We start from the raw sequence: 22,969 nt of genomic DNA, 5'->3' as shown, positions 1-22,969 counted from the left end.
ATCTGAGGGCTATGTAGATCAGAGGTAGATAAATAGAAAAGCACTGCCAGTAATACGATGTCGTACCTTATGAATAACTCTATGATCAACGTTAATTGCCGTTGCCTGCATGATGCCGCATGAATCTCGTCACGATGGCTTGATTCGTTTGCCGCAAATAATCAAAGCAATACAGCCCATCTGATGTGGGCTGTATCTTTCGGGAGGCGCTGATTTGATGATATGCGCGTCTTAGCAACGAAGATTCTTATCAACGGTGAGTCTCAACAACAGTGAGTCTCAACAACAGTGGATGGACCTCCCCCATTACCGGCTAACCACCACCGGGGCGACGGTGGAAAGTAATTGCCGGGTATAGGGGTGTTGTGGTTGAGAGAATATCTGTTCCACGGTACCTCGCTCTACCACATCGCCATCTTTCATCACCGCAATCCGATGACTCATGTGCTGCACTACGCCCAGATCGTGAGAAATAAACACCATCGACAGGTGCAGGCATTGCTGCAACGCCACCAACAGGTCCAGCACCTGCGCCTGCGTGGTGACATCGAGCGCCGATACCGGTTCGTCACAAATCAGCACATCCGGCTCCGCCGCCAACGCCTGTGCGATGGAGATACGCTGGCGCTGCCCGCCGGACAACGATGGTGGCCGTCTGGAAAGCAGCGTTGGCGATAACCCTACCAGTTCCAACAGGGTAAGAATACGTTGCTGACGGGCGTGTGGGCTGAGATCGCGTCGTAGCCGCAACGGTTGCAACAGGATCTGTTCAATGGTGAACTGCGGATCGAACGAGCTGAGCGGGTCCTGAGTGATGGTCTGGATTCGGGCGCGCAATGGGCGGCGTTGCCGTTCGGCCAGTGTGCTCCAGGGGTGGCCGGACAGGCGCACTTCACCGCTGTCCGGTGATTGTAACGCCAGCATCACTTTCCCCAGCGTGGTCTTACCTGAACCGGATTCGCCAACAATGCCCAGCGTTTCGCCACGTTCCACCGCCAGCGAAATGTTGTTTACCGCGGTCAGGCGGCTGCCATCCGGGCGTTTGAACCAGACAGAGACTTCATCTACCTGCAACGCCAGCCCGCTCTTTTTGCCTGCATCGCCAGCGCCGGAGAGCACGCGCGATGCCTGCGCACTGAGCGGGTTTGCTCCTGCCAGCCAGTTGCCACGGGTGGCGGCAGTCGGAATTGCCGCCAGCAGCCTGCGGGTGTATGGGTGTTGCGGCGCGGACAGCACCTGTCGTGCCGGGCCGTGCTCCACCAACTCGCCTTGTTGCATCACTATCACCTGATCGGCGACTTGCGAAACCACCGCCAGATCGTGGGTGATCAGCAGCACGCCGTGCCCGGCTTGCGCCAGAGTGGTAAACAGCGTGAGTATCTGTTGCTGGACGGTGGCATCCAGCGCGGTGGTAGGCTCGTCGGCGATCAACAGTTTGGGTCCGGCAGCCAGCGCTGAGGCGATCAGCGCCCGCTGGCGCAAACCGCCGGACAGCTCATGCGGGTATTGTGCGGCACGGTTGGCAGGATCGGGAATACCGACCTGAGCCAGCAGTTCAGCGACGCGGGTTGCTACATCGTCACGCGAGGCCAGTTGATGGGTCAGCAGTGGTTCTGCCACTTCCTGCCCGATGCGCCGCAGCGGATCGAGCGATACCAGCGCATCCTGCAAGACAAAGCCGATCTCCCGGCCTCGCACTTGTTGCCATTGCCGGGCACTCAGTTTTTGCAGATCGCACCGGTTACCGTCATGGCACACCAGTTCGATGGCGTTGGCCTGAATGTGCGCCCGTTCACCCGCCAGACCGACCAGCGTGCGGGCGGTGACCGATTTACCGGAACCGGATTCGCCCACCAGCGCCAGTATCTCCCCTGGATTGACCTGAAACGACAAATTGCGCACCGATTCCACCGGCCCGTACGGGCTGGGGAAGGTCACGCTCAACCCATCAACGCGCAGTAATGGCTGCGAAGCAGGCTGACTCATGCCGTCCCCCTGGCCAGAATGGCCTGCAAACGCCGGCCCAGCAGAGTGATAACGATTACCGACAGCGCGACAACGCTGGCGGGAAACAGGCTGGCCCAGGGGGCGATATCCAGAAAGTTGCGGCCATCGGCCAGTAGTGCGCCCCATTCGGCGGTAGGCGGCACCACGCCAAGCCCAAGAAAACTCAGTGCCGAGGCGGACAATACCGCATTGCCGACGCCAATGGTCGCCAGAATCAGCAATGGCCGTAAGGTGTTGGGAATGATATGACGTATCACGATGTACAGCGGATGTTCGCCCAGTGCGACGGCATGTTCCACATAGCCAGAAAGTTTCACCTGCAGCACCTGCGAGCGTACCAGCCGTGCATAGCTGGCGATGCCTGCCAGCCCGACCGCCAGTAGCGTGTTTTCCGGGCCGCGGCCCAGTACGGCGATGACCAGCAACGCCAACAGCATTTCCGGAAACGCCAGCATAATATCCAGCAACCGCACCAGCACGCGGCGTATTGGCAACGGTGCCAGCGCTGATAGCGTACCCAGCAGTATGCCGCCGATGCAGGCGATCAACATCGCGCCAACGCCGATACTCAGTGACAACGACGTACCGTATACCACACGGGTGAATACATCGCGCCCAAGCGGGTCGGTACCGAACCAGTGGCCTGTGCCGGGAGGCTGGAGCACTGCCCCCATGTCCATCTGATCCGGCAGGTGATGTGTAAGCAGCGACGGAAAAAATACCGCCAGCAGTAACAGCAACACGGCGGCGGCAGGCAACACCGTGGCCGGTGCCAGCCAGGGGCTGCGATAGGCGGTGTGCCGGAACCGGCGTATCCGCATCAGAAGCCCGTTACCTGTTATAGGTTGATGGACTAATTGTTGATGTACTAACGGTTGATGAACTACAGGTTTATAGGTTAACGGTTCACTGCTCATGGGCGTTCGCCTTTTTTCTCAAACGGGGATCGATAAGCAGATACAGCGCATCCACCAGCAGGTTGATGACCACAAATAACAGCGCGGACAGCATCACCAGCCCCAGCACCAGCGGCATGTCACGGCTTTCGATGGCGTGAAGGGTAATCTGGCCGATGCCGGCGCGGCCAAACACGGTTTCGGTCAGCACCGAACCGCTCAACACGCCCGCCAGCAGCGTGCCGGTCAGCGTTGAAGCAGCCAGCGCGCCATGGCGCAAACCGTGCCGCAAGCGCAGCCAGGTTTCGCTAACGCCGCGGGTACGCACTGTCAGCGCGAACGGTTGCGACAGCGCCTCTTCCAGTCCGTCGCGCAGCACCTGACTTAACAGCGCCGCCAGCGGCAGACTCAGCGTGATGACCGGCAGCACCAGCGATATCAACCCGTCGTTGCCCATCACCGGAAACCACTGTAGCCGGAAGCTGAAAACGCTGAGCAATACGATGCCGATCCAGTAAACCGGCGTGCTGAGCAGCGTCAGCTCCAGCCAGGAGAGCAATGCCCGCAGCCGGGCGTGACGACCGGCAGTGAGCAACGCGTTGATAACCGACAGCAGCAATGCCAGTGCTAATGCGCTAATCGCAAGCTGGATGGTTTCCCGCATGGCGTCGCCAATCAATGTGACTACCGGCTGCCGGTATTGATAGCTGACACCGAAATCGCCTTGCAGCGCCTGTCCGCAGTAACGCAGGTATTGCATCCACAGCGGCTGATCGAGTCCAAACTGTTTGATCAGTGCTGCCCGGTACGCCTCATCCACCACGTTATCGCCACCGCTTAAGATCGCCACCGGATCGCCGGGGATCAGTTTAACGGCAATAAACGTCAGTGTGGCGGCGCCCCAAAGCACCGCCACGATGGTGAAGAGTCGCTGGAGGGCTGTGACGGCCCGGTTACGGTTTAATCCAGACATCATAGAAGTTCGGTTTCGCGTTAGTGGCCCAACTGATGCCTTGTACTTTTTTCGACAGCCCCAGTTGGTAGGCCGGGATAAACAGCGGCACCGCGTAAGCCTGATCAAGCAGTTCATGCTGAATAGCGCTGTAAAGCTGCTTACGCTCAGCGTCGCTGGCGCCGATGGCTTTTCTCAACGGCTCATCCAGCGAGTGGATGCGGCTGAAGTTGTTGCCGTTGGGCGGAATGTAGTTGGAGTCGAACACCGTACGCAGGATATCCGGCTCGGCGCGTACAAAGTAGTTAGAGGCGATATCATAGTCATTGTCATTGGTGCGGCTGATAAAGCCCCCGCTGTCCACCGGGCTGAGCTGGAGATCGATACCGGCCTGTTTCACCTGATACTGCACGGCCTGAAACAGGGTAATTTCCGCTGCTTCTGAAGAACCGGTGCTATAGACGAAATTCACAGTCAGGCGTTTGCCGTCTTTGGTGCGGTAACCGTCGCTATCCTTGGTTTTCCAGCCGGCTTCATCCAGCAGGTGGTTGGCTTTTTTCAGGTCAAAACCACCCAGTGCGGCGGCTGATTTGTCGTAATACAGCGTGGACGGGCCAAGAATGCTGTCCGCGGCTTTCAGGGTGCCGAAGAACGCGACTTTTGTCGCCGATGCCGCATCCACTGCGTGCAGGAAGGCGCGGCGTATGTTGACGTCCTGGAACGGGCCTTTGGAGGTGTTCAGATAAAGTACGCGATTAACGCCGGGGTTCTCGCGGGTGATCAATTCCAGACGAGGGTCTTTGTTCAGTGCGGCGGCATTGGCGGGGGGGACGGCGTCAATCGCCTGTACCTGGCCGCTGCTCAGCGCGCCAAGGCGCACTGACGATTCCGGCAGGTATTTGAATTCGATTTTATCCAGATAAGCTGGGCCAGAGTGTGCGGCATAACCCGGTCCCCAATGGTAATCCGGGCGTTTTTTCAGGCGGCTGCCACTACCTTTTATGAACGACTCCAGAATAAACGGACCAGAACCGACAAGGGTGTTGCTGGTATTCGGCGTATTTTTCAGGTACGTCGGCGACTGAATGCCAAGGAAAGGCAGGCTCAAACCTTGTAACAGCGCAGCGAACGGGTTTTTGTAGCTGATCACTACCGTGTAGTCGTCCGGTGTGGCGATGTTATCAATCGGTCCCAGCAGGGATTTTGCGTAACTGGAGGTGGTTTTGGGGTCGAGAATACGGTCCAGATTATATTTTACTGCTGCCGCATCCAGTTTGGTGCCGTCGCTGAACGTCACGTCTTTACGCAGGTGGAAGGTGTAGCGGGTATTGTTGTCGCTGATTTCCCAGCGTTCAGCCAGCCAGGGGGTAAAACGGTTGTCTTCTGCCTGACCTACCAGTGAATCCACCACGTTGCGGGCAACCAGCGCGGCGACAGAGTAAGCGGTAATGGACGGATCGATAACCGGGGTGTCGCTGCCCAGCCCGATATTCAACGTACCGCCTGACACGGGTGTGGCGGTCGCGTCTGCCGCGTTGGCAAAAGGCGATGCGCTTACTGCCAGAGACAGCAGCGCTGCGATAAGTAAAGCTATCCGTGATGTTTTGCTTGCCGGAGGTGCCGGATATAATGTTGCCATTCCCTGAGTCCTCAAAAAATTTAGCTTAGAAGAAGTGTAGTCATAGCTATGTACTCTAGGGGGGTGTCATAAGGGTGTAAAAGTATAAAAAATTATTTTTAATTCCTAAAAAAATATAAAAATAAAGGAGAAGTGTATAAATACGTAGGGTACATGAGGAATGGAGATGGATGCTGCTGGCCGGTAACCGCCTGGAAAAACAACTTTCCCAGGTGACGAGTTTCCCAGGTGACGAGGCTGACCGGTAATAGTTAGGAGTAAGCGGAGCCAGGAGCCAGAAGGCAAAAAATGAATGATTTGGTTATAAGGTCTTTTTTGACCCTGTAAATAATTCTCTCTAAGTTGATTATTTTGCCAACTCTCTCACTGATGTTTGGTAATTTCCAGTTATGATCCAGTATTTATTATAATAATCCATTTATATTGTTTATATTATTATTTCCCATTGCCTTTCTTTTTTTTGCTGTTTTTTATGTTTTCATCGTGTTATTTCTGTGGAAATATATTGTCATCTGGATTTTAAGTTCATTTTTTATTTATTTCCTATATTTGATTTCGGATGTTTATTATTTAATTTTTATTTTTTATCCGTCGGTTACGCCTTTTGAAAAAAGGAGGTGGCGTGGATTATTGTATTCTTCGCAGTATATTTTCTGGTTTGCCTGATTTAAATGACCCCCGCTTTGTGGTGTTTAATGATTTTTATTTAAATAATAAAGTGAAGGTACTTTCTTCATTGCCTTGGGTTGTGTCAGAAATTATTGAGAATGATGGTTTTGATAAAATGATCGAGTTTATTATCAGCCACGGAGGGTGTCGAATTTATATCAGCAGGAATTATCCTCTGTTTGTTCAGCGAGTGGGGATGCGCCTGTCGGAAAAGACCCATGAAAAAATGCTATTCCACTCAATGCCTGATAATGCCCTGGACATTCCTTCGTCCTGGGGAATTTATTTGAAACTCAGGCATATTGCCGTCACATCATTGTTAAGCCAGGGCGTGAGTCAGGAACAAATTGCCAGGGATTTTGGCATTACCAGTCGTGCCTTACGCAAGATAATGGCCGTGAAGTAGCAGTGTCCACGGCTCATGGGGTTAGGTTTTTTTATCTATGATTTGAACAGGTTGTTAATGCTGAGGCCCTTTTAGGGTTTTTGAGTCACTATCTTACTTTGCCGGTTTGCCATTAATTATGCTATCACCATGATTACCGGTTTGGTTGTGGTGAGTGTTGGTAACGACAGGGGCGGTTGTCGTAAGAAAGTGGTGACACAGTGCGGCAATAAAATAGCGTATCAGAATAAAACCAATCAATGCAGAGGCAAAACAAAGACTGAAACGCTCTCCTGTATGCAGCAGGGTCAGGGTAAGCAGCACATTCGTCATCAACCATCCCGACAGTATTTTATCCCGTGCTCGTTGCCAGCGCATTGAAGTTTTATTGGCGGTGAGATGGATAAGCCCTTTGGTTCCCCAACTGACATCACTGAACTGTGCGAGAGAGTAAGTGGTCAGATATAACGGGAAAAACAGCAAACTGGGTAAATAGAAAATTGCCATACGCCACAATGCGCTTAGGTTATCGGGTGAAACGATAGCGGCAAGTAGCAATGGCGTTGCAAGTAACATGATTATCGCCAGCGGATAAGTGATCAGACTACAAAGGGTGAGTAAGGTCGTCGAGAGTCCCATGATAATCATCGCAATCTGATGCAGCATAAGCCCTGATGCGGTGTTGATATTGCATGATCGGCTTAGGCACATTACTCCAAACCACAGTAATAATACGCTGCCTGCCCAAAGATAGGCTGTCATCTCCTGTGATGTGGTTGATAACAGCTGCGGCATACTGATTGCGGCTGACATACTCAGCAGCGTAGGGGTGAAGAGTAAGGTAAACAGCGAACTGCAATGCCACAGTATGGCCAACGTAATCTGCAGTTTTCGGGGGCGTGAGAGCGATGCATTACGCCAGAGCGCAGGCAACTCCAGCAAGGTGGCGAAGCGAACCGCCAGAGTACTGTTGATCCAGCGGCGGCGCTGGCGCATCAGTTCCCCCAGTGTGGAACAGGCATCCGTTTCCAGTCTGGCTGAGGGCAGGTACTCCGTGGTGGCAGGGGTATCTTTGATGAGTTCAAACCCCAGTACGCGATCTTCTGCCAGAAACTGGTTATGTTCCAGCAGCCCTTTGGGATGCAGGCCGCGCAAGTAGTGCTGTAAAGGACATGACCCCTGCGGGCCGGGGGTGACCAATGCGGCATAGCGTATCAGGCTGCATTGACCGGGAATCACATCCATATAGCCCAGGCATTGGCTCACCGGCCAGTCGGTGAGTTTTTCCCAGAGAAAATCACTGTATTGCCAGTTTGTCAGCAGCCTGGTGTCGGTCGGCATCGCGGTAAGGGTATGCGTTGCCAGTGCCGCACAATCAGGATGTTGTTCCAGATAGTGATACAGGTTGTACAGGCAGGCGACATCAGGAATCGAGCCGGTATCGATTTGCAGCACATAACGCGGGGTGATTAGACGACAAAGGTGGCGAAAAAACCAGTTGTGCGAATCCAGTTTCCCTCGGTTGTCTCGTTTCTCGGCCAGCAGCAGTTGGGGCAGAGACTTTTTGCAGTAAGGCTTGAGCGAGGTGGAAATCTTTCCAACCGGTTGGCTGTCAGAGCTGCGGCTGCGTTGAACGTGCAAACAATTGTGGCTGCCTTTATGGGGCGCTGGCGTGCCTGAGGAATCGGACAACGTGAAACCTGACGAGGCCAGCCAGCATCGGGTGTCAGGATGCAATGCAGACTCACCGTCGGTGATGATGCAAATCACCAATGATGGCGGCGTCGGGTCATCACCGTAAGTCAATGTATGGCTGCGAAATAATGCCGCCAGTGTGTTGTTAAGGGCAATCGGTGGTTCGTTATACAGGGTAACGCACACCAGAATATCGCATACGTCAGGCAACGAGGTTGTGTATATCAATTCCCCATCCGATACGTGCTCGTGAATAACATCTTGTGGTTCAGTACTGCTGTATGCGTCGTTCCTGATTTGGCGTGTAGTGGCATCGTGATTCATGATAGTCATCCTTGTCGTCATGATGGCGTTAGGTGTAGAAGCGCAAAGCCAGAGGGGAAAAACCTTCCTGCTGTAATGGGTTATGAGGCAATTGCCAGAACTGCGTCACAATGCTGGAGTAGAGGTGGCGAAAATCGGTGGTAAAGACGGGGTTGCCCGCTTCATCCAGTTTGGCAAGGTCTGAGCGTGTTCCATATATGCCGCCGTTGAGGGCGCCGCCGAGTAAGAAAGCGACGCCGCTGGAGCCGTGGTCCGTACCGCCGGAGGCGTTCTCTTGCGGCCTGCGACCAAATTCTGATTGCACCAGAATCAGGCTGTTGTTCCAGGTGCCGATATCCATCAGCCCCTGACGCAATCCTGTCAGTAGCCGGGCAAGTTGTTGCAAGAGAGGGTTATGGTGTTCATGCATCAGTGAATGCAGATCAAAGCCCGACATGCCTAATTTCAGCACCGGGGTATCAACGCCGCAGGCGATCAGCCACAGCAACTGCGCCCCCTGAATGTAAACCGGTTCCATGTAGCCTGACTGCGTGGGGTTGAATAATCGTTCAAACGGATTGGGGCGATTGAGTTTTTGCCGAATGCGTTGGCTGATATTTTGGTGATTGTCTATCAGGGTTCGCAGGTAATGTGACGCGGCGCTGCTTGTCTGCGCGTCGGATTGTAAGCGCATTGGCTCGTCAGACAGCAGCGTACTGGTGTCCTGAAGTTCGAGGGCGTGCACCCCTTCTTGCTGGATAAAATCTGGCGAACCTGAGAACACAATCCCATCCGCATCGTGGTGTCTGGCCCAGCGTTGATTGGCGGCAATCGTGCGGCCTGCCCAGCCTGAATGTCGTGTGGGATCGGTATAACCGGTATTCCAGATAGTCGTGGCATCAAAATGCGACAGTGTGGGATGGGGATAACCGATATCCGGGATGATAGCTAGTTCCCCATGCTGATAAATCGCTTCCAGCGCGGCGAGCGCGGAGTTAAAAGCGAATTCATCGTTGAGAGGGAGCCATTGTTTGGCCGGAATAGCCAGATTGGGTCGATAGTGACGATAAAGCGGGTCACGATAGGGAATCAGGGTATTAAGCGCATCGTTACCGCCAAACAACTCGACGATGATCAGCCTGCGCTGGCCGGTTTGCTGGCGTAATGCCTGGAGGTTTTCAGCCAGCACAGGGGCAGGCAACAGCGAGACTAATGGTAACGCGCCAAACAGTTTCAGCAAATTTCTGCGGGTATAGTCAGGTGCAGTTGTCATATATCACTCCGGATTATTTCAGGTTATAGGCCGGGTCTATGCTCAGAATCCGATACATCTGCTGCTGTAATTCCCTGAGCTGACTGGCAGATGCCGCTTGCATCACAGAGGCGACATCATCAGGCAGCGCGGGCATCAGCGGGGGAAGTAGTGGCAAAGGGGATGACGGCGTATCTGCTGTCACCGTAGGCTGAGGGTGTAGCTGTAACCGTGCCGTGCCATATTCAATGTTGAAGTTCAGTGGTGTTTGTAAGTCTTCCAGCGAGGCGCGGTCAGTGCTGACGGTGTTATCTAACGAGAACTCCAGCTCGGCATCACAATAAAAAGCACCGGTCGGCACCCCATTCGGGCAGCGGCCTGCTACCGCTTTTACCCAACGCGCGCTTGATGGGTTATAACGCTTGCCGTTGAGCGCTATCCAGTTGATGAACAGATGGGTATCCACGTCTTTCAGCGCAAAACCGAGTGTGACGGTTTGCGGGTGCGGCGGCAGTGCGGCGCTGGGAATAGTGGCATTTTCCCACATAGGTTTCATGGCCGCAGATTCGTTAGAGGCTTTCTCAATACCTTGTGTGAGCAAGCCGGCTTTGGCGGTAATCGTCCCGACGGGCTGCTGGTTGACGCGTACACTGAACGTGGCGGGAACCTGTCGGTATTCGGAACTGAAACGAATATGCAATCCGTCAGCAGACTCGTCCGCGAGCCGATATGACTGGCTAACGGCAATCCACAGCCGTTCAATGATACGTTTTCTGTTGGTGATCTGGCTGTTGTTTAACCAGTTCAGGCCGCCTTTCCAGCCGGAAACATCCGGCGCGCTGAATGGCTCTTGCCCCAGCACAGCGGCATAGTCCGTGAGGATGCGGTAATCGGGCATCCGCAGGCGAAAGGTGCGGGCAAACCCGACAATCACATCCAGCGGAGATTTGATTAAATTGCCGCGGTTTTCCGGTGCCCAAAATGCTTCGCTTAATAACAGCGCGTTGAGTAGCGCCCGCAAGTTATAATCGCTGTCGCGCAATATCCCCGCCAGCCTGTGCACTTCCTCGTCATTCGGTGTGATGGAAACAAACTCATAATAGAATTTTCCGGCAATGTGCTCGGCGGTGCTGGGTTGGCGCAATAATATCTCTACTAACTGATCCAGTTCGTCACTGGCATTGCCTGCTACCGATTGCCCAAGGATCGTTTTTTCCCCGATGTCGCGCTCTTGCTCATTGACCAGATAGCGCCAGCCGTCATTCTGAGCGACAGTATGCCCGGCCAGCAGGCGCGCTACCTGTTTTACATCCTGTTCGCTGTAATGGCCGACACCCAGCGTGAACAGTTCCATCAATTCACGGGCCAGGTTTTCATTGGGGTGTGTACGGGTATTTTTCACGTTATCCAATCCGCTTAACATCATTGGATCACGCAAAATCCCTTTCAGTAACTGGCGAAAATCTTTGCCGCCCCAGCGGCGAAATAGCAGCAGTTGATCATAAAAAGGCGCGGAAATACGGGTGTTCTGGAAACGGGAAACAAAGTGATTGTGCCAGAAGAGCGTCAGCCGCTCGGCGAATGGCGCGGGGGTTTCAATCATCTCCTGCATCCACCAGTCTTGTAACTGATGAATTTCATTGATGCGGTAAAACACCACCTGCTCTTTTTCCCAGTCTTTGTCCCAGTAATTGGGACGAGGCCGGGAAATATAAGCGGGTGGCTGAATATAGTGCGGTTTATCCAGTGATGCCACTAACTGTGATACCGCCTGCTCTCTGGAAAGCGGCAGCAGGGCTGCAATATCCTGCTTGCTGGCGCCAAAGCTGGTGCGTTCAAGTAAATGTCGGGCATCATCAGGTGTGAGCGCACGAGCACTGCCGCAAAGCAGCAGTAATATGCCAACCATGCAGACACGGCTAAAAACGTGGCGAGATATCAGAACATACGAAGACGTAAGAAAATAAATGGGCATCATTGCGGTGTCCTTAGTTATTTCATGATGACGCTTCCTGCGTTATGAAATGACTGTAGGATGTTTTGGTTTAGGTGCCAGGTGGAACGGTTCCCCTGTTACAGGTTGGTGGTGGGGGAAAAGCCTGGCAGATCGAAGGAAAAAACGGGCGAGAGGATATGAAAAACCCCTAATCAGAGTCAGGGGTTAGGTAACCAGATAATCAGAGCGTGATAAGGTCAGTGCGCGTGTTGCGTGGTCAATGTGTTGTCTTCTGACTGATGGGTGATACGGTTACGCAGGTCACGCCGTGCCAGCTCCGCTACCCAGAAACAGAACATGTGGCCGAAAATTTCTGAAAAGTGTTCGGCGAATGGCTGGTCCCATGGCGCAGGTACAGTACCGAATAATGGCAGCAGCACGACATGGAACACCACCCAGAGCACCAGGCCGTAGAACGCACCCTGCCACAGTTTGATGCGTGGCCAGAATTCCGCCGCTACGCAATAAAGCACGCTAAAGGTAATTGAGAAGCCGAAGTGCATGATGAAGCTCATGATAGGCCGTGGGTTACCATTGAACAGATATGTCAGGTGGGAGAGATCAAACGACATGCCAAGCTGCTGTAATAATTGCTGAGGCGGGTTGGTGAGATCCCTTGCCGGGGTACGAGGCGGGAAGGGGATTTCCCAGCCAAATTTGGCAATCGCGCAAATGATGCCGGCAATAATGCCAACCACCACTGCCAGTATGATTTTTTCCTTAATAGTACGAGCTTGCATGGTATTTCTCCTTAAGAACAAAAAAGAAAAGATGAACAGTGAATAATTCACTCTCCTTAAATAATCACGTTCATCTTTGCCGGCAGTATACGCCTTTGAATTACGGTATTCGAGTATTGCTTATCGTTATTATTTATCTGATAAGTTAATTGCTACTAATTTCAAATGGTGTTTTTTTAATGCAGTGGATATTAATTTTTATGCTCTATTGTGACAGGGGTGTGGTGTTTTTTTCTGCGGATTGGATAATTTCATAATGAAATATTAAGGCGTTATCTTATGTGATGGAAATAATTGGCGTGGTTTTCTTTGCGATGTTGATGACATCCAACTGTATTCGTTATCGTTCAAGTGACTGGAATATCGATTATTTTATTTCTATTCATTATCATTTTATTTATTTCGTTATTTCAGGGGTGGTAGCGATGAATATTTATTATGCGCTCAGTGGATTTATATTTTCATGTTTTCTTCTTATTCGACGATATGCTCAAAGAAAGGGCTGCTCTTATTTTCCTTGTTACCACTGCACAGATTAAACATAACCAGTCAGATGGTTTTTATGAAGCAGGATGCAGAAATGCTGGCGGGAAGGAAATAAGCTGATGAAAAGCAGCCACTGGTTGATTACTGATACGTGGGCTGTAATGTGTGGGCTGCGCCATGAACGCACGCAGCCCGATAGTTTTACTTAAGGTTAATAGTTTTACTTCAGGTTAACTGGCGTGGTTCAGCCAGTCAGGGAGATCGTTAAGCCCCATCGCCTGACGTACCAGCGTCGGCTTGACGCCTGGCAGTGTGTCCGCCAGCTTCAGGCCGATATCACGCAGCAGGCTGCTAACCGGGTGTGAACCGGCGAACAGGGTACGAAAGCCCTGCATACTCGCCAGCATCATGGCCGCACTGTGTTTGCGACGCCGTTCGTAACGTCGCAGATACAGGTGCTGGCCGATGTCTTTACCTTGCGCCTGTAACCGTTTGAGTTCGGCAATCAGCTCCGCCACGTCCATAAAACCGAGGTTGACGCCCTGACCCGCCAGCGGATGAATGGTGTGTGCCGCATCGCCCGTCAGCACCAGCCGGTGAGCCGCAAAGCTGCGGGCATAACGCGCGGTAAGCGGGAAGGTTTGGCGGTCACTCTCTAACTGGCACAGCCCCAGCCGCATATCGAAGGTGATTGCCAGTTGTCTGGCAAACTCCCCGGCAGGCAGCTCGCACATTTGTCGGGCACGTTCTGGCGGCAGCGACCAGACTATCGAACTAAGATGCGGGTCGCTGAGCGGCAGAAATGCCAGAATACCGTCGCCGTGGAATACCTGACTGGCGGTAGCGCCGTGCGGCTGTTCAGTCCGGATGTTGGCGACCAGCGCATGATGGCCGTAATCCCAAAAAGTGAGTGGAATATCAGCGTGCTGGCGCAGCCAGGAGTGTGCGCCGTCTGCTCCCACCACCAACCGGGCAGTGAGCATGTTGCCGTCTTCCAGTGTAATGAAGGCTTCCGTTTCGCCCCAGGCCACCTGCCGCAGTGCAGCGGGCGCCAGCAGAGTGATATCCCGCGATTGGGCTGCCTGTTGCCACAATGCCCACTGGATGACATCGTTTTCGACTATGTGGCCGAGGTGGGAAAACCCAAACTCTTCACCGCAAAAACGAATATTGCCGAAGCTGTCTTTATCCCAAACGTACATGTCGTTGTAGGGACTCAGCCGTTGTGCGGCAATGCCCGGCCAGACGTTGAGCTTACGCAGCAGCGTTTCGCTGGCGGCATTGATGGCGGATACGCGCAGCGCGTGCGGACCGGTTGCCGATGGTGCCGTGGCCGCCTGCTTTTCCAGCACCGCGACGTTCAGGCCGCTGCCTTGCAAACCACAGGCCAGTGCCAACCCGACCATTCCTCCACCCGCGATGACCACATCAAATGATTGCATAGAGCATGAATTCCTGTCTGTATTAACGTTCCACCCAGCCCAGCGTACGCCGTGCCAGCACGTCACGCAGCAGCGGCAGGCCATTCATCGCCATCAGCCCCAGATTCCGCCCGACTTCCATCGGAAACAGGCGGTTGGAGAAGACGCGCACCAGCCCGTCGGTCAAGGTTACCGTGGTGTGCTGATCTGGCTGGCGGCGACGTTGATAGCGTTGCAACACCATTTGGCTGCCCGGATCTTCCTGCTGTTCGACTGCGGCCACCACGGTTTCCGCCAGTGTCATTACGTCGCGCAAACCGAGGTTGAACCCTTGCCCGGCGATGGGGTGCAGAGTTTGCGCCGCATTGCCTGCCAGCGCCAACCGGTGGCTGATGTGCCGGCTGGCGGTCGAGAGTGCCAGCGGATAACTGTGACGCTCGCCGACCTGGGTTATCGCCCCCAGCCGCCAGCCAAACGCCCGCTGCAACTGCTGGCGAAACTGTGTATCGCTCCAGCTATCCACCTCGGCCTGTTGTGATAGCGGGTGGCACCACACCAGTGAGCTGCGGCCTTTGCTCATTGGCAACAGCGCCAGCGGACCGTGCTCGGTGAAGCGCTCGTAGGCGCGGCCCTGATGTGCTTGCGCGGTGGTGACATTGGCGATGACAGCCACCTGTTCGTAAGGCGCGTGCTGCCGCTGGATACCGGCGTACTGTGCCAGCCGGGAGTGAGAGCCATCGGCTGCCACCAGCAGTTGCCCGCTCAGCAGGGTACCGTTGTCCAACTGCAGTGACGCGCTGCTCTCTTCCCGCTGCATACTGACTACCGTTGCCGGGCAATGCAATCGCACGCCGGGCGCCTGTTGTAATAGCGAGAACAATCGTTTGCCGACGTCGTGTAGTTCAACCACGTGACCTAGCGCCGGTACCCGGTAATCGCTGGCCTGCAACCGTACCCGCCCTGCGTGACCCCGGTCACTGACGTGTACGCTGGTGATGGGGGTGGCGACGGGGGCGAACGTCTGCCAGACGCCGATAGCGTCCAACTGCATACAGGTGCCCTGGGCCAGCGCAATGGCGCGGGCGTCAAAACCGGGGTGCTGGTGCTCTTGCGGCGAGCGGGCTTCGACCAGGTCTACCGGAACCCGACCGTTCGACAGGTGGGAGATCGCCAGCGCCAGCGTTGCGCCTGCCATTCCGCCGCCGACAATCATGACCGTCATGAGGCGTATCCTGCTGCTGCTTTTGCCATCAATGCTTCGATGTCATCCGGATCTTTCACTACGTTTCCGGTCAGCACGTCATTGCCGGTTGCGGTGATCACAATATCGTCTTCGATGCGAATGCCAATACCGCGATACTCCGGCGGTACATCAGCATCCGGCGCGATGTACAGGCCCGGTTCTACTGTCAGCACCATGCCCGGCTCCAGTGGCCGGCCACGATCAGCGGTGCCGTAGTCGCCAACGTCATGCACATCCATGCCGAGCCAGTGGCTCAGACCGTGCATAAAGAACTTACGGTGCGCCTGTTCGGCGAACAGGGTATCTGCATCGCCTTGCAGGATACCGAGTTTGATCAGGCCGCGCAGCATGATGCGCACCACTTCTTCATTCACTTCGCGGATGCTACGGCCCGGCGCGAACATCTCAATAGCGCGCACTTCCGATTCCAGCACGATATCGTAAATTGCGCGCTGCGCCGGGGTGAATTTGCCGTTGACCGGGAATGTGCGGGTGATATCGCCCGCGTAGCCCTGGTATTCGCATCCGGCGTCGATCAGCACCAGATCGCCGTCGCGCATCTGACATTCGTTTTCGGTGTAGTGCAGGATGCAGGCGTTTTCGCCGCTGCCGACAATGGTGTTATAAGATGGGTAGCGTGCGCCGTGGCGGTTGAATTCGTGGTGGATTTCCCCTTCCAACTGGTATTCAAACATGCCGGGGCGGCATTTTTCCATCGCACGGGTGTGGGCCAGCGCGCTAATTTCACCGGCGCGGCGCAGGATGTCGATTTCTGCCGGCGATTTAAACAGGCGCATGTCGTGCACCCACGGTCGCCAGTCGGTCAGGGTGGCCGGCGCGCGAAAGCCCTTGCGTGTGCCGCCGGTGCGCAGGGTGTCCAGCGCGGCGAACACCAGCTTGTCGGCATAGGCGTATTCACCCTGCGCATGGTAGACCACATCCAGACCATTGAGCAGCAGATGCAGCTGTTCGCCGATTTCGCTGAACGGCAGCGCGCGGTCCACGCCCAGTTTAGCCGGCGCGGCTTCCTGGCCGAGACGACGACCGAACCAGATTTCGGCGGTGAGGTCGCGCACCCGGTTAAACAACACGCTGTGGTGGTGATTTTCGTCGCTCTTGATCAGCAGCAGCGCAGCTTCCGGTTCATTAAAACCGGTGAAATACCAGAAATCGCTGTTCTGGCGGTAAGGGTAGTCGCTGTCCGCGTTGCGCTGCACTTCCGGCGCGGCGAACAGAATCGCCGCGCTGCCGGGCGCCATTTTGTCCAGCAGAGCCAGGCGACGGCGGAGATATTCTTGTTGGTTCATTACCTGCTCCTGAAAAGGGCATCAATGCAGAATGTGTGTTAATGCAGCGTCGGTTTTTTCTGTTCCGGCGCAGTCCTTACCGGGCGGGTAAATTCGTTATGGCACATGATGGCCGCCACCCGTACGTATTCGATCACTTCTTCCAGCGACTGCTCCAGTTCATCCTTGTCTTCATCTTCGTCGTAGCCGAGCTGGGCAATATTGCGCAGGTCGTCAATCGCTTCTTTTAGCTCACCTTTCGTTTTGTCAAGGCGCGGCTGGACGACACCAAGGCCGAGCAGAAAATGGTTGACCCATCCGGCCAGCGCGTCGGCGCGGTCAAAGATGCTGACCTGTTCCAGCGCGTCGTCCGGCAGGAACAACTGGAACATAAAACCCTCGTCTTCCAGTGTATCGCGGGTCACCTGATACAGTTGTTGTAATGGTTGGGCCAACGTCTGTGGGAAAGCCATACCATCGTTAGTCAGTTCGAACGTCAGTGTTTTCCAGCTATCGTCGTGGTTGCCGCCGCACAACATACCGCTGACCAGACCGTGCATTTCGGCGGCGGTCAGGGCAACCTGATGTTGTTGTAATAGCTGGTCGATAACTTCATAACCGGGGAGTGTATTCTGTATAGACATGAGCATTCATCGTCGTTGGCAGGTCGTTCATGTTATGCTACCACCAAGCTCCGTTGCTATACCAGCAAGCTCCGTTTCCAGACCCGGAAAGGGCTTGTATCTTCTATTGTGGATATATATAGTAGCGCCCGTTTTTTCAAGGCTCCGTCACGGGCCGCGCAGCGGATGTTCCTCTGCGGGCGTGAAGCGAAATAAGGCGAAGGTGACATGTCTGCACAACCGGTAGATATTCAGATTTTTGGCCGTTCGTTAAGAGTCAATTGTCCGCCAGAACAGCAGGATGCGCTGAATCAGGCTGCGGAGGATCTTAACCAGCGGTTGCAGGACCTTAAGGTGCGTACTAGGGTGACGAATACTGAGCAACTGGTGTTCATCGCGGCGCTTAATGTGTGCCATGAACTGGCGCAGGAGCGGTTGAAAACCCGCGATTATGCCGCCAATATGGAGCAGCGTATCCGCATGTTGCAGCAGACAATTGAACAGGCGTTGCTGGAGCAAGGCCGCATTACCGAGCGTCAGGGCGCGCAATTTGAGTAGCGCGTCTCGTTTTGACAAAAGTACGTTTTTTTGGGTAACACATCGCTGCCAGACATGATAAGGTAGCGTTGAAGGAACAAAATTTCTCTGAGATGTTCGTCAGCGGGCAAGTCCCCTGAGCCGATATTTCAACCAACAGAATGTAACGATCCGTAGTTGGTGAGCACGCTCGGTTTGTCCGAGAAGCCTTAAGATTGCGACGTTACGTTCACCTTGAACCAAGGGTTCAAGGGTTACAGCCTGCGGCGGCATCTCGGAGATTCCCTCTCGTTTATTCCCCTTATTTATTTGCATGACAGTGACTGCGCATGAACTCAGCCAGTGCATCTTCCAGTCTTTCTCCCGTTGCATCATTACGCCAGCACATTCGTCAGCAGGTTCGTCAACGTCGCCGTGCGTTAAGCTCTGATCAGCAGGCGGATTTTTCCCGTCAGGCCGCAGAGCGGGTGATGGAACACGCACGCCTTGGCGATGCCAGACGGGTGGCGGTGTTTTTGTCATTTGACGGTGAACTGAATACCCAGCCGTTAATCGAGATGCTATGGCAGCGGCAAAAACAGGTTTATCTGCCGGTGTTACACCCGTTCTGCCGTGGGCATCTGCTGTTTTTACTCTATGCGCCGGATACTGAGCTGGTGTGGAATCGACTGAAGATTCAGGAGCCGCGGCTGGATGTACGTCAGGTATTGCCGGTTGAGCAGTTGGATGTGCTGCTGACACCGCTGGTCGCATTCGATGCCAACGGGCAGCGGCTTGGCATGGGCGGCGGATTTTATGACCGCACGTTGCAACACTGGCAAGCGCGCGGCCCATACCCTATCGGGCTGGCGCATGACTGCCAGCAGGTGGATGCATTACCGGTGGAAAGCTGGGACGTGCCGTTGCCGGAAATCATCACGCCTTCCCATCACTGGTGCTGGTAACGCGGCGTGCGAGCGGTGAGGTTAGCCGTTAGCCCACCGTTGGCACCGGGTGTTGCTGGTCGTGTCCCAGCATCTGTTGCACCAGTTCCACACAGCGCAGAAAGCGGCTGTCGTAGTCGGATTCGGTAACATGAACGTACGGCACGTTGTTTTCTGCCAGCATATTCTTGAGCACGTCCTGAAACGCTTTGCGATCTGTCGCGCTGCCCAGGCTACGCAGGCCGTCCGCTACCCAGGGGGTGTTGTTCTCCAGCAGAATCACCAGATCAAAGCGGTACTCTTCAATCAGCGCTTGTACGAACGGGTGTTCCCGGCCTTCGTATTTTTTGCAAAATGCCTGCGTGGTGATGAAGTCAGTGTCGATAAACGCCACCTTGTTGGCGTATTTCACTGCAAAATCAATGTACTGTGCCTGACCGAGCGCGATTTTGTCGTAATCGGAATACTGTAGCGCCATTTCGTTGCCGCCCAGATGAGAGAACACATAGTCGCGGCCATATTCCCAGGCGCTGGTGGTGTTGAAGATATTAGCTAACTTGTTGACCAGCGTAGACTTACCGCTGGATTCGCCGCCCAGAATCGCCACAGTACGCACGAAAAACGGCTTCACCTCGGTGGGGATATAGTCCCAGTAGCGGAACGGGTCCTGGCGGATCTGCGCGCCGCTGATGCTCATAAACGAGCGTTTCGGGTCGATCAGCACGGTTTCGATGCCAAGATGCTCTTTGTACTGCGGCGCGTCCTGCTCTTCGCTGGTATAGACGTAGCGGGGGTCGATGCCTTTTTCCGTCATGAACTGTTTTATACCGCGGCTCCACACGTCCCAACCGTGCGGGTAGGGTTCCATACCTTGTTCGTTGAAGGCGTGAATGTGAATATTTTTCTGATATTTGAAGGTTTGCAGCAACCAGCGCAGGCGGTCACTGACGGTGGGTTGTTGCGACATGGAACTGTGTTCAAACAGCAGGCGATCGCGCGGCTCGTCGTAACCGAGAATTACGTGCAGCTCGTCCACCTGGCTACAGGCACGTTGAATCAGATAAATGTGGCCGGTGTGCAGCGGGTAGAATTTGCCGAAGACGACACCGATGCTTTTTTGCTGGTAAGGAAATTCCAACCCCAGGAAACGGTGCAATGACTCCAGCTTCTGGGCGCTGGGGCTTTTGATTTTGGCATTGAGCAACTGGCTCAGATAGCCTTTGGTCATACCCGCGGCATCGGCGACCTGTTGCAGGGTACAGCCTTTTTGTCTGATGGCTGTTTTCAGGTAATCGTAGGGAGACATGGTCTGATACTCCGATGTGGCGGATAACGCTGTGTAATATTAACGTTATGATAAATAAAGCCTAATGGAAATTACAGATCATCCAGGATCGCCAGGGCGTCCGACAGTTTTTTCGCGCCCATCACCTGCATATTGGCGGGTGGTTTTTTCGGCATATTGGCAAACGGTACGATGGCACGCTTAAAGCCATGCTTGGCCGCTTCGGTAATACGCTCCTGGCCGCTCGGCACCGGGCGGATTTCTCCGGCCAGTCCGACTTCGCCGAACACCACCAGATCCTGCGGCAGCGGTCGGTCGCGGAAGCTGGACACCAGCGACAGCAGCAGCGCCAGGTCGGCGCTGGTTTCCGTTACCTTGACGCCGCCCACCACGTTGACGAACACGTCCTGATCCGACATTTGCAACCCGCCGTGGCGATGCAGCACCGCCAGCAAGATAGCCAATCGGTTCTGTTCCAACCCGACCGCGACCCGGCGTGGGTTCGCCATCATCGACTGGTCCACCAGCGCCTGAATTTCTACCAGCAGTGGCCGGGTACCTTCCCACACCACCATCACCGAACTGCCTGAGGTGATTTCATCGCCCCGGCTCAGGAAGATAGCGGATGGATTACTGACTTCACGCAACCCCTGCTCGGTCATGGCGAATACGCCCAGTTCGTTGACGGCGCCAAAACGGTTTTTGTGGCTGCGCAGGGTACGGAAACGAGAATCGGCGTCGCCGTCCAGCAGCACTGAACAGTCGATACAGTGTTCCAGCACTTTCGGACCAGCCAGCGAACCGTCTTTGGTGACGTGGCCGACCATGATGATGGCGACACCGCGGGTTTTCGCAAAGCGTGTCAGGTAGGCAGCGGTTTCCCGCACCTGCGCTACGCTGCCGGGAGACGACTGGATATCTGCCAGATGCATCACCTGAATGGAGTCGATCACCATCAGTTTCGGCTGTTCCTGCTCGGCAATCAGGCAGATTTGCTCGATGCTGGTTTCCGACAGCATGTTGATGTGCTGGGCGGGCAGGCCAAGACGGTGGGCGCGCATCGCCACCTGCTGGAGCGATTCCTCGCCGGTGACATACAGGGTTTTCATCTGTTCGGCCAGCTTGCACAGAGTTTGCAGCAACAGGGTACTTTTGCCGGCGCCGGGATTGCCGCCGATCAGAATGGCGCTGCCGGGGACCACACCGCCGCCCAACACCCGGTCAAACTCCTGAAAACCGGTGGAGAAGCGCGGCAGCGCCTCCAGGCTGATTTCTGAAAGTTTTTGCACCCGGCTGACGTTGCCGCTGTCTCCGGCGTAGCCGGAGAAACGGTCGCTGCGTGATGAGGAGGACGCGGCGGCCAGACGCACTTCGGTGATGGTGTTCCAGGCGTGACAGGCGCTGCATTGCCCTTGCCAACGTGGATAGTTGGCCCCGCATTCATTACAGACAAAGGCGCGTTTGACGGCTTTGGCCATGAATTACCTCCTCGTTACTGCTTTTTTACTGCGAGTGTTACGGTGTGGCTCAGCTTTTTTCGTGTCTCAGGCTACCACTGAGAATGCACAATACGCCGGTCAAGTCGGCGTGGCGAATGCTGACCGTGCTCTGCTCGTTGACCTTGGGTTTGGCATGGTAGGCGATGCCCAGACCGGCTGCTTTTATCATCAGTAGATCGTTGGCGCCATCGCCGATGGCGACCGTCTGATGAGGTGGAATGTCCAGTTTTTCCGCCAACTGACGCAGCGTATCCGCTTTATATTTCGCATCAATGATTGGGCCTATTACTTCACCGGTCAGTTTGCCGTCGCGCATCCCCATTTCATTGGCGACCGCCGCCACCAGCCCAAGTTCGTCGCGCAGGTAGTCGGCGAAATAGGTGAAACCGCCGGACGCGATGGCCAGGTGCCAGCCCGCGTCTTGCAACTGCCTGACCATGTTTCTCAACCCCGGCATTAACGGCAGCGTATCCCGCACCTGACGCAGAATGTTGGCATCGGCGCCTTTCAGCGTGCCGACGCGTTGGCGCAGGCTGGCCGCGAAATCCAGCTCGCCGCGCATGGCGCGCTCGGTCACTTCCGCTACCTGCTCACCGGTGCCTGCCAGTTTGGCGATTTCATCGATACATTCGATCTGGATGGCGGTGGAATCCATGTCCATTACCAGCAGGCCGGGAGAACGTAAACTTGGGGTATTGCCCATCGGCGCGACGTCCAGCCCCAGTTCGTGAGCGACTTTGGTGATGCGCGGCGTCAGGGTGCCCGCCAACCGCACCACCTGATAGTCGTCTACGCTCCAGGCGCTGACAATCACCAGCGGGTCATCCAGACGACGCTGGATGCGGGATAGCAGATACTTGTCGAGCACATCGCCGTACATCAGCCAACCGGTATTGCCGGCGCGATAGTCGAGCGGCATGACTTCGTCGTCACTCAGCGACAGCGGCAAATTTGGCCAGCAGTTGATCTCATCGGGCAGATCGCTATAGGTCAAACGGTTCGACATGGGTTAAATATCCTTTCCTGCGGGTAGTGAGCATTGACGGGGGACGGTTACAAATCAACGCAACAAGCTATCCTATCGCTAACGCTTCTGGCAACATGAAAGTATCCAAATCGCACAGGTATTACC

The 22,969-nt window shown here is 54.8% G+C and carries 18 protein-coding genes and 1 other RNA gene; 4 read left to right on the top strand and 15 right to left on the bottom strand.

Annotation, left to right across the window (positions count from 1 at the left end):
• Positions 1 to 306: 306 nt before the first annotated feature.
• The 4 genes from Dpoa569_RS17300 to Dpoa569_RS17285 all read right to left on the bottom strand — a co-directional run bounded on the left by Dpoa569_RS17300 (position 307) and on the right by Dpoa569_RS17285 (position 5,494).
• Complete coding sequence (locus Dpoa569_RS17300; RefSeq protein WP_146411603.1) at positions 307 to 1,986, bottom strand: dipeptide ABC transporter ATP-binding protein; 1,680 nt, start codon at positions 1,984 to 1,986, stop codon at positions 307 to 309.
• On the bottom strand, positions 1,983 to 2,828 hold the full coding sequence (locus Dpoa569_RS17295) for an ABC transporter permease (protein ID WP_042873739.1): 846 nt from the start codon (positions 2,826 to 2,828) through the stop codon (positions 1,983 to 1,985). The genes Dpoa569_RS17300 and Dpoa569_RS17295 overlap by 4 nt, the downstream gene beginning before the upstream one ends.
• A gap of 85 nt (positions 2,829 to 2,913) precedes the next feature.
• The gene (locus tag Dpoa569_RS17290) at positions 2,914 to 3,879 is read right to left on the bottom strand and encodes an ABC transporter permease (RefSeq protein ID WP_042868280.1); all 966 of its coding nucleotides are present in this window, start codon (positions 3,877 to 3,879) and stop codon (positions 2,914 to 2,916) included.
• Positions 3,857 to 5,494, bottom strand: a complete 1,638-nt coding sequence (locus tag Dpoa569_RS17285) for an ABC transporter substrate-binding protein (RefSeq protein ID WP_146411600.1) — start codon at positions 5,492 to 5,494, stop codon at positions 3,857 to 3,859. Before Dpoa569_RS17285 ends, Dpoa569_RS17290 begins: the two co-directional genes overlap by 23 nt.
• 622 nt (positions 5,495 to 6,116) lie before the next feature.
• On the opposite strand from Dpoa569_RS17285, the gene Dpoa569_RS17280 reads away from it, so the two are divergent.
• Entirely contained in the window at positions 6,117 to 6,569 is a 453-nt protein-coding gene (locus Dpoa569_RS17280; protein ID WP_042868281.1) for a hypothetical protein, read from the top strand.
• A 93-nt stretch (positions 6,570 to 6,662) separates the two neighbouring features.
• Here Dpoa569_RS17280 and Dpoa569_RS17275 read toward each other — a convergent pair whose 3' ends face one another.
• From Dpoa569_RS17275 to Dpoa569_RS17240, 8 genes are all read right to left on the bottom strand, one after another.
• Positions 6,663 to 8,567: a glycosyltransferase family protein gene (locus tag Dpoa569_RS17275; protein WP_050569377.1), complete on the bottom strand. Its 1,905-nt coding sequence runs from the start codon at positions 8,565 to 8,567 to the stop codon at positions 6,663 to 6,665.
• 28 nt (positions 8,568 to 8,595) lie between these two features.
• A complete protein-coding gene (locus tag Dpoa569_RS17270) occupies positions 8,596 to 9,819 on the bottom strand; it encodes a DUF1501 domain-containing protein (RefSeq protein ID WP_042868284.1) in 1,224 nt (407 codons plus the stop codon).
• Between the two features lie 13 nt (positions 9,820 to 9,832).
• Entirely contained in the window at positions 9,833 to 11,707 is a 1,875-nt protein-coding gene (locus tag Dpoa569_RS17265; RefSeq protein ID WP_227983091.1) for a DUF1800 domain-containing protein, read from the bottom strand.
• 284 nt (positions 11,708 to 11,991) lie between these two features.
• Complete coding sequence (locus tag Dpoa569_RS17260) at positions 11,992 to 12,534, bottom strand: YagU family protein (RefSeq protein WP_042868288.1); 543 nt, start codon at positions 12,532 to 12,534, stop codon at positions 11,992 to 11,994.
• A 716-nt stretch (positions 12,535 to 13,250) separates the two neighbouring features.
• Entirely contained in the window at positions 13,251 to 14,462 is a 1,212-nt protein-coding gene (ubiI, locus tag Dpoa569_RS17255; protein ID WP_042868293.1) for an FAD-dependent 2-octaprenylphenol hydroxylase, read from the bottom strand.
• Between the two features lie 22 nt (positions 14,463 to 14,484).
• Positions 14,485 to 15,663, bottom strand: a complete 1,179-nt coding sequence (gene ubiH / locus Dpoa569_RS17250; RefSeq protein WP_042868294.1) for a 2-octaprenyl-6-methoxyphenyl hydroxylase — start codon at positions 15,661 to 15,663, stop codon at positions 14,485 to 14,487.
• Complete coding sequence (pepP, locus tag Dpoa569_RS17245; protein WP_042868296.1) at positions 15,660 to 16,991, bottom strand: Xaa-Pro aminopeptidase; 1,332 nt, start codon at positions 16,989 to 16,991, stop codon at positions 15,660 to 15,662. Before pepP ends, ubiH begins: the two co-directional genes overlap by 4 nt.
• A 38-nt stretch (positions 16,992 to 17,029) precedes the next feature.
• Positions 17,030 to 17,614, bottom strand: a complete 585-nt coding sequence (locus Dpoa569_RS17240; RefSeq protein ID WP_042868298.1) for a YecA/YgfB family protein — start codon at positions 17,612 to 17,614, stop codon at positions 17,030 to 17,032.
• Positions 17,615 to 17,821: 207 nt separating this feature from the next.
• Here Dpoa569_RS17240 and zapA point away from each other — a divergent pair, with 207 nt between their 5' ends.
• The 3 genes from zapA (at position 17,822) to Dpoa569_RS17225 (ending at position 19,074) form a co-directional block, all read left to right on the top strand.
• Positions 17,822 to 18,151, top strand: coding sequence for a cell division protein ZapA (gene zapA, locus Dpoa569_RS17235; RefSeq protein ID WP_012883229.1), 330 nt, complete (start codon positions 17,822 to 17,824; stop codon positions 18,149 to 18,151).
• A gap of 81 nt (positions 18,152 to 18,232) precedes the next feature.
• A non-coding RNA gene (gene ssrS / locus Dpoa569_RS17230) (6S RNA) lies at positions 18,233 to 18,415 on the top strand.
• 44 nt (positions 18,416 to 18,459) lie between these two features.
• Entirely contained in the window at positions 18,460 to 19,074 is a 615-nt protein-coding gene (locus Dpoa569_RS17225; RefSeq protein WP_042868299.1) for a 5-formyltetrahydrofolate cyclo-ligase, read from the top strand.
• Between the two features lie 28 nt (positions 19,075 to 19,102).
• Here Dpoa569_RS17225 and nadR read toward each other — a convergent pair whose 3' ends face one another.
• The 3 genes from nadR to serB form a co-directional block, all read right to left on the bottom strand.
• Complete coding sequence (gene nadR / locus Dpoa569_RS17220) at positions 19,103 to 20,359, bottom strand: multifunctional transcriptional regulator/nicotinamide-nucleotide adenylyltransferase/ribosylnicotinamide kinase NadR (protein ID WP_042868301.1); 1,257 nt, start codon at positions 20,357 to 20,359, stop codon at positions 19,103 to 19,105.
• Between the two features lie 71 nt (positions 20,360 to 20,430).
• Complete coding sequence (radA, locus tag Dpoa569_RS17215; protein WP_042868302.1) at positions 20,431 to 21,816, bottom strand: DNA repair protein RadA; 1,386 nt, start codon at positions 21,814 to 21,816, stop codon at positions 20,431 to 20,433.
• Positions 21,817 to 21,865: 49 nt separating this feature from the next.
• Positions 21,866 to 22,843 (bottom strand): phosphoserine phosphatase, encoded by a 978-nt coding sequence (gene serB, locus Dpoa569_RS17210; RefSeq protein WP_042868303.1) that lies wholly within the window; start codon positions 22,841 to 22,843, stop codon positions 21,866 to 21,868.
• Positions 22,844 to 22,969: the final 126 nt, after the last annotated feature.

This window comes from Dickeya poaceiphila (assembly GCF_007858975.2).
Classification (GTDB): Bacteria; Pseudomonadota; Gammaproteobacteria; order Enterobacterales; family Enterobacteriaceae; genus Dickeya; species Dickeya poaceiphila.
This window is presented reverse-complemented; position numbering and strand designations above follow the sequence as displayed.

Bases quoted from the DNA above. Each gene is read 5' to 3' on its own strand.
- Dpoa569_RS17290 (WP_042868280.1), bottom strand. From the start codon at position 3,879: ATGATGTCTGGATTAAACCGTAACCGGGCCGTCACAGCCCTCCAGCGA.
- serB (WP_042868303.1), bottom strand. From the start codon at position 22,843: ATGTCGAACCGTTTGACCTATAGCGATCTGCCCGATGAGATCAACTGC.
- ubiI (WP_042868293.1), bottom strand. From the start codon at position 14,462: ATGCAATCATTTGATGTGGTCATCGCGGGTGGAGGAATGGTCGGGTTG.
- Dpoa569_RS17275 (WP_050569377.1), bottom strand. From the start codon at position 8,567: ATGAATCACGATGCCACTACACGCCAAATCAGGAACGACGCATACAGC.
- Dpoa569_RS17285 (WP_146411600.1), bottom strand. From the start codon at position 5,494: ATGGCAACATTATATCCGGCACCTCCGGCAAGCAAAACATCACGGATA.
- radA (WP_042868302.1), bottom strand. From the start codon at position 21,816: ATGGCCAAAGCCGTCAAACGCGCCTTTGTCTGTAATGAATGCGGGGCC.
- zapA (WP_012883229.1), top strand. From the start codon at position 17,822: ATGTCTGCACAACCGGTAGATATTCAGATTTTTGGCCGTTCGTTAAGA.
- nadR (WP_042868301.1), bottom strand. From the start codon at position 20,359: ATGTCTCCCTACGATTACCTGAAAACAGCCATCAGACAAAAAGGCTGT.
- Dpoa569_RS17265 (WP_227983091.1), bottom strand. From the start codon at position 11,707: ATGGTTGGCATATTACTGCTGCTTTGCGGCAGTGCTCGTGCGCTCACA.
- Dpoa569_RS17260 (WP_042868288.1), bottom strand. From the start codon at position 12,534: ATGCAAGCTCGTACTATTAAGGAAAAAATCATACTGGCAGTGGTGGTT.
- Dpoa569_RS17240 (WP_042868298.1), bottom strand. From the start codon at position 17,614: ATGTCTATACAGAATACACTCCCCGGTTATGAAGTTATCGACCAGCTA.
- Dpoa569_RS17295 (WP_042873739.1), bottom strand. From the start codon at position 2,828: ATGCGGATACGCCGGTTCCGGCACACCGCCTATCGCAGCCCCTGGCTG.
- Dpoa569_RS17300 (WP_146411603.1), bottom strand. From the start codon at position 1,986: ATGAGTCAGCCTGCTTCGCAGCCATTACTGCGCGTTGATGGGTTGAGC.
- pepP (WP_042868296.1), bottom strand. From the start codon at position 16,991: ATGAACCAACAAGAATATCTCCGCCGTCGCCTGGCTCTGCTGGACAAA.
- ubiH (WP_042868294.1), bottom strand. From the start codon at position 15,663: ATGACGGTCATGATTGTCGGCGGCGGAATGGCAGGCGCAACGCTGGCG.
- Dpoa569_RS17225 (WP_042868299.1), top strand. From the start codon at position 18,460: ATGAACTCAGCCAGTGCATCTTCCAGTCTTTCTCCCGTTGCATCATTA.
- Dpoa569_RS17270 (WP_042868284.1), bottom strand. From the start codon at position 9,819: ATGACAACTGCACCTGACTATACCCGCAGAAATTTGCTGAAACTGTTT.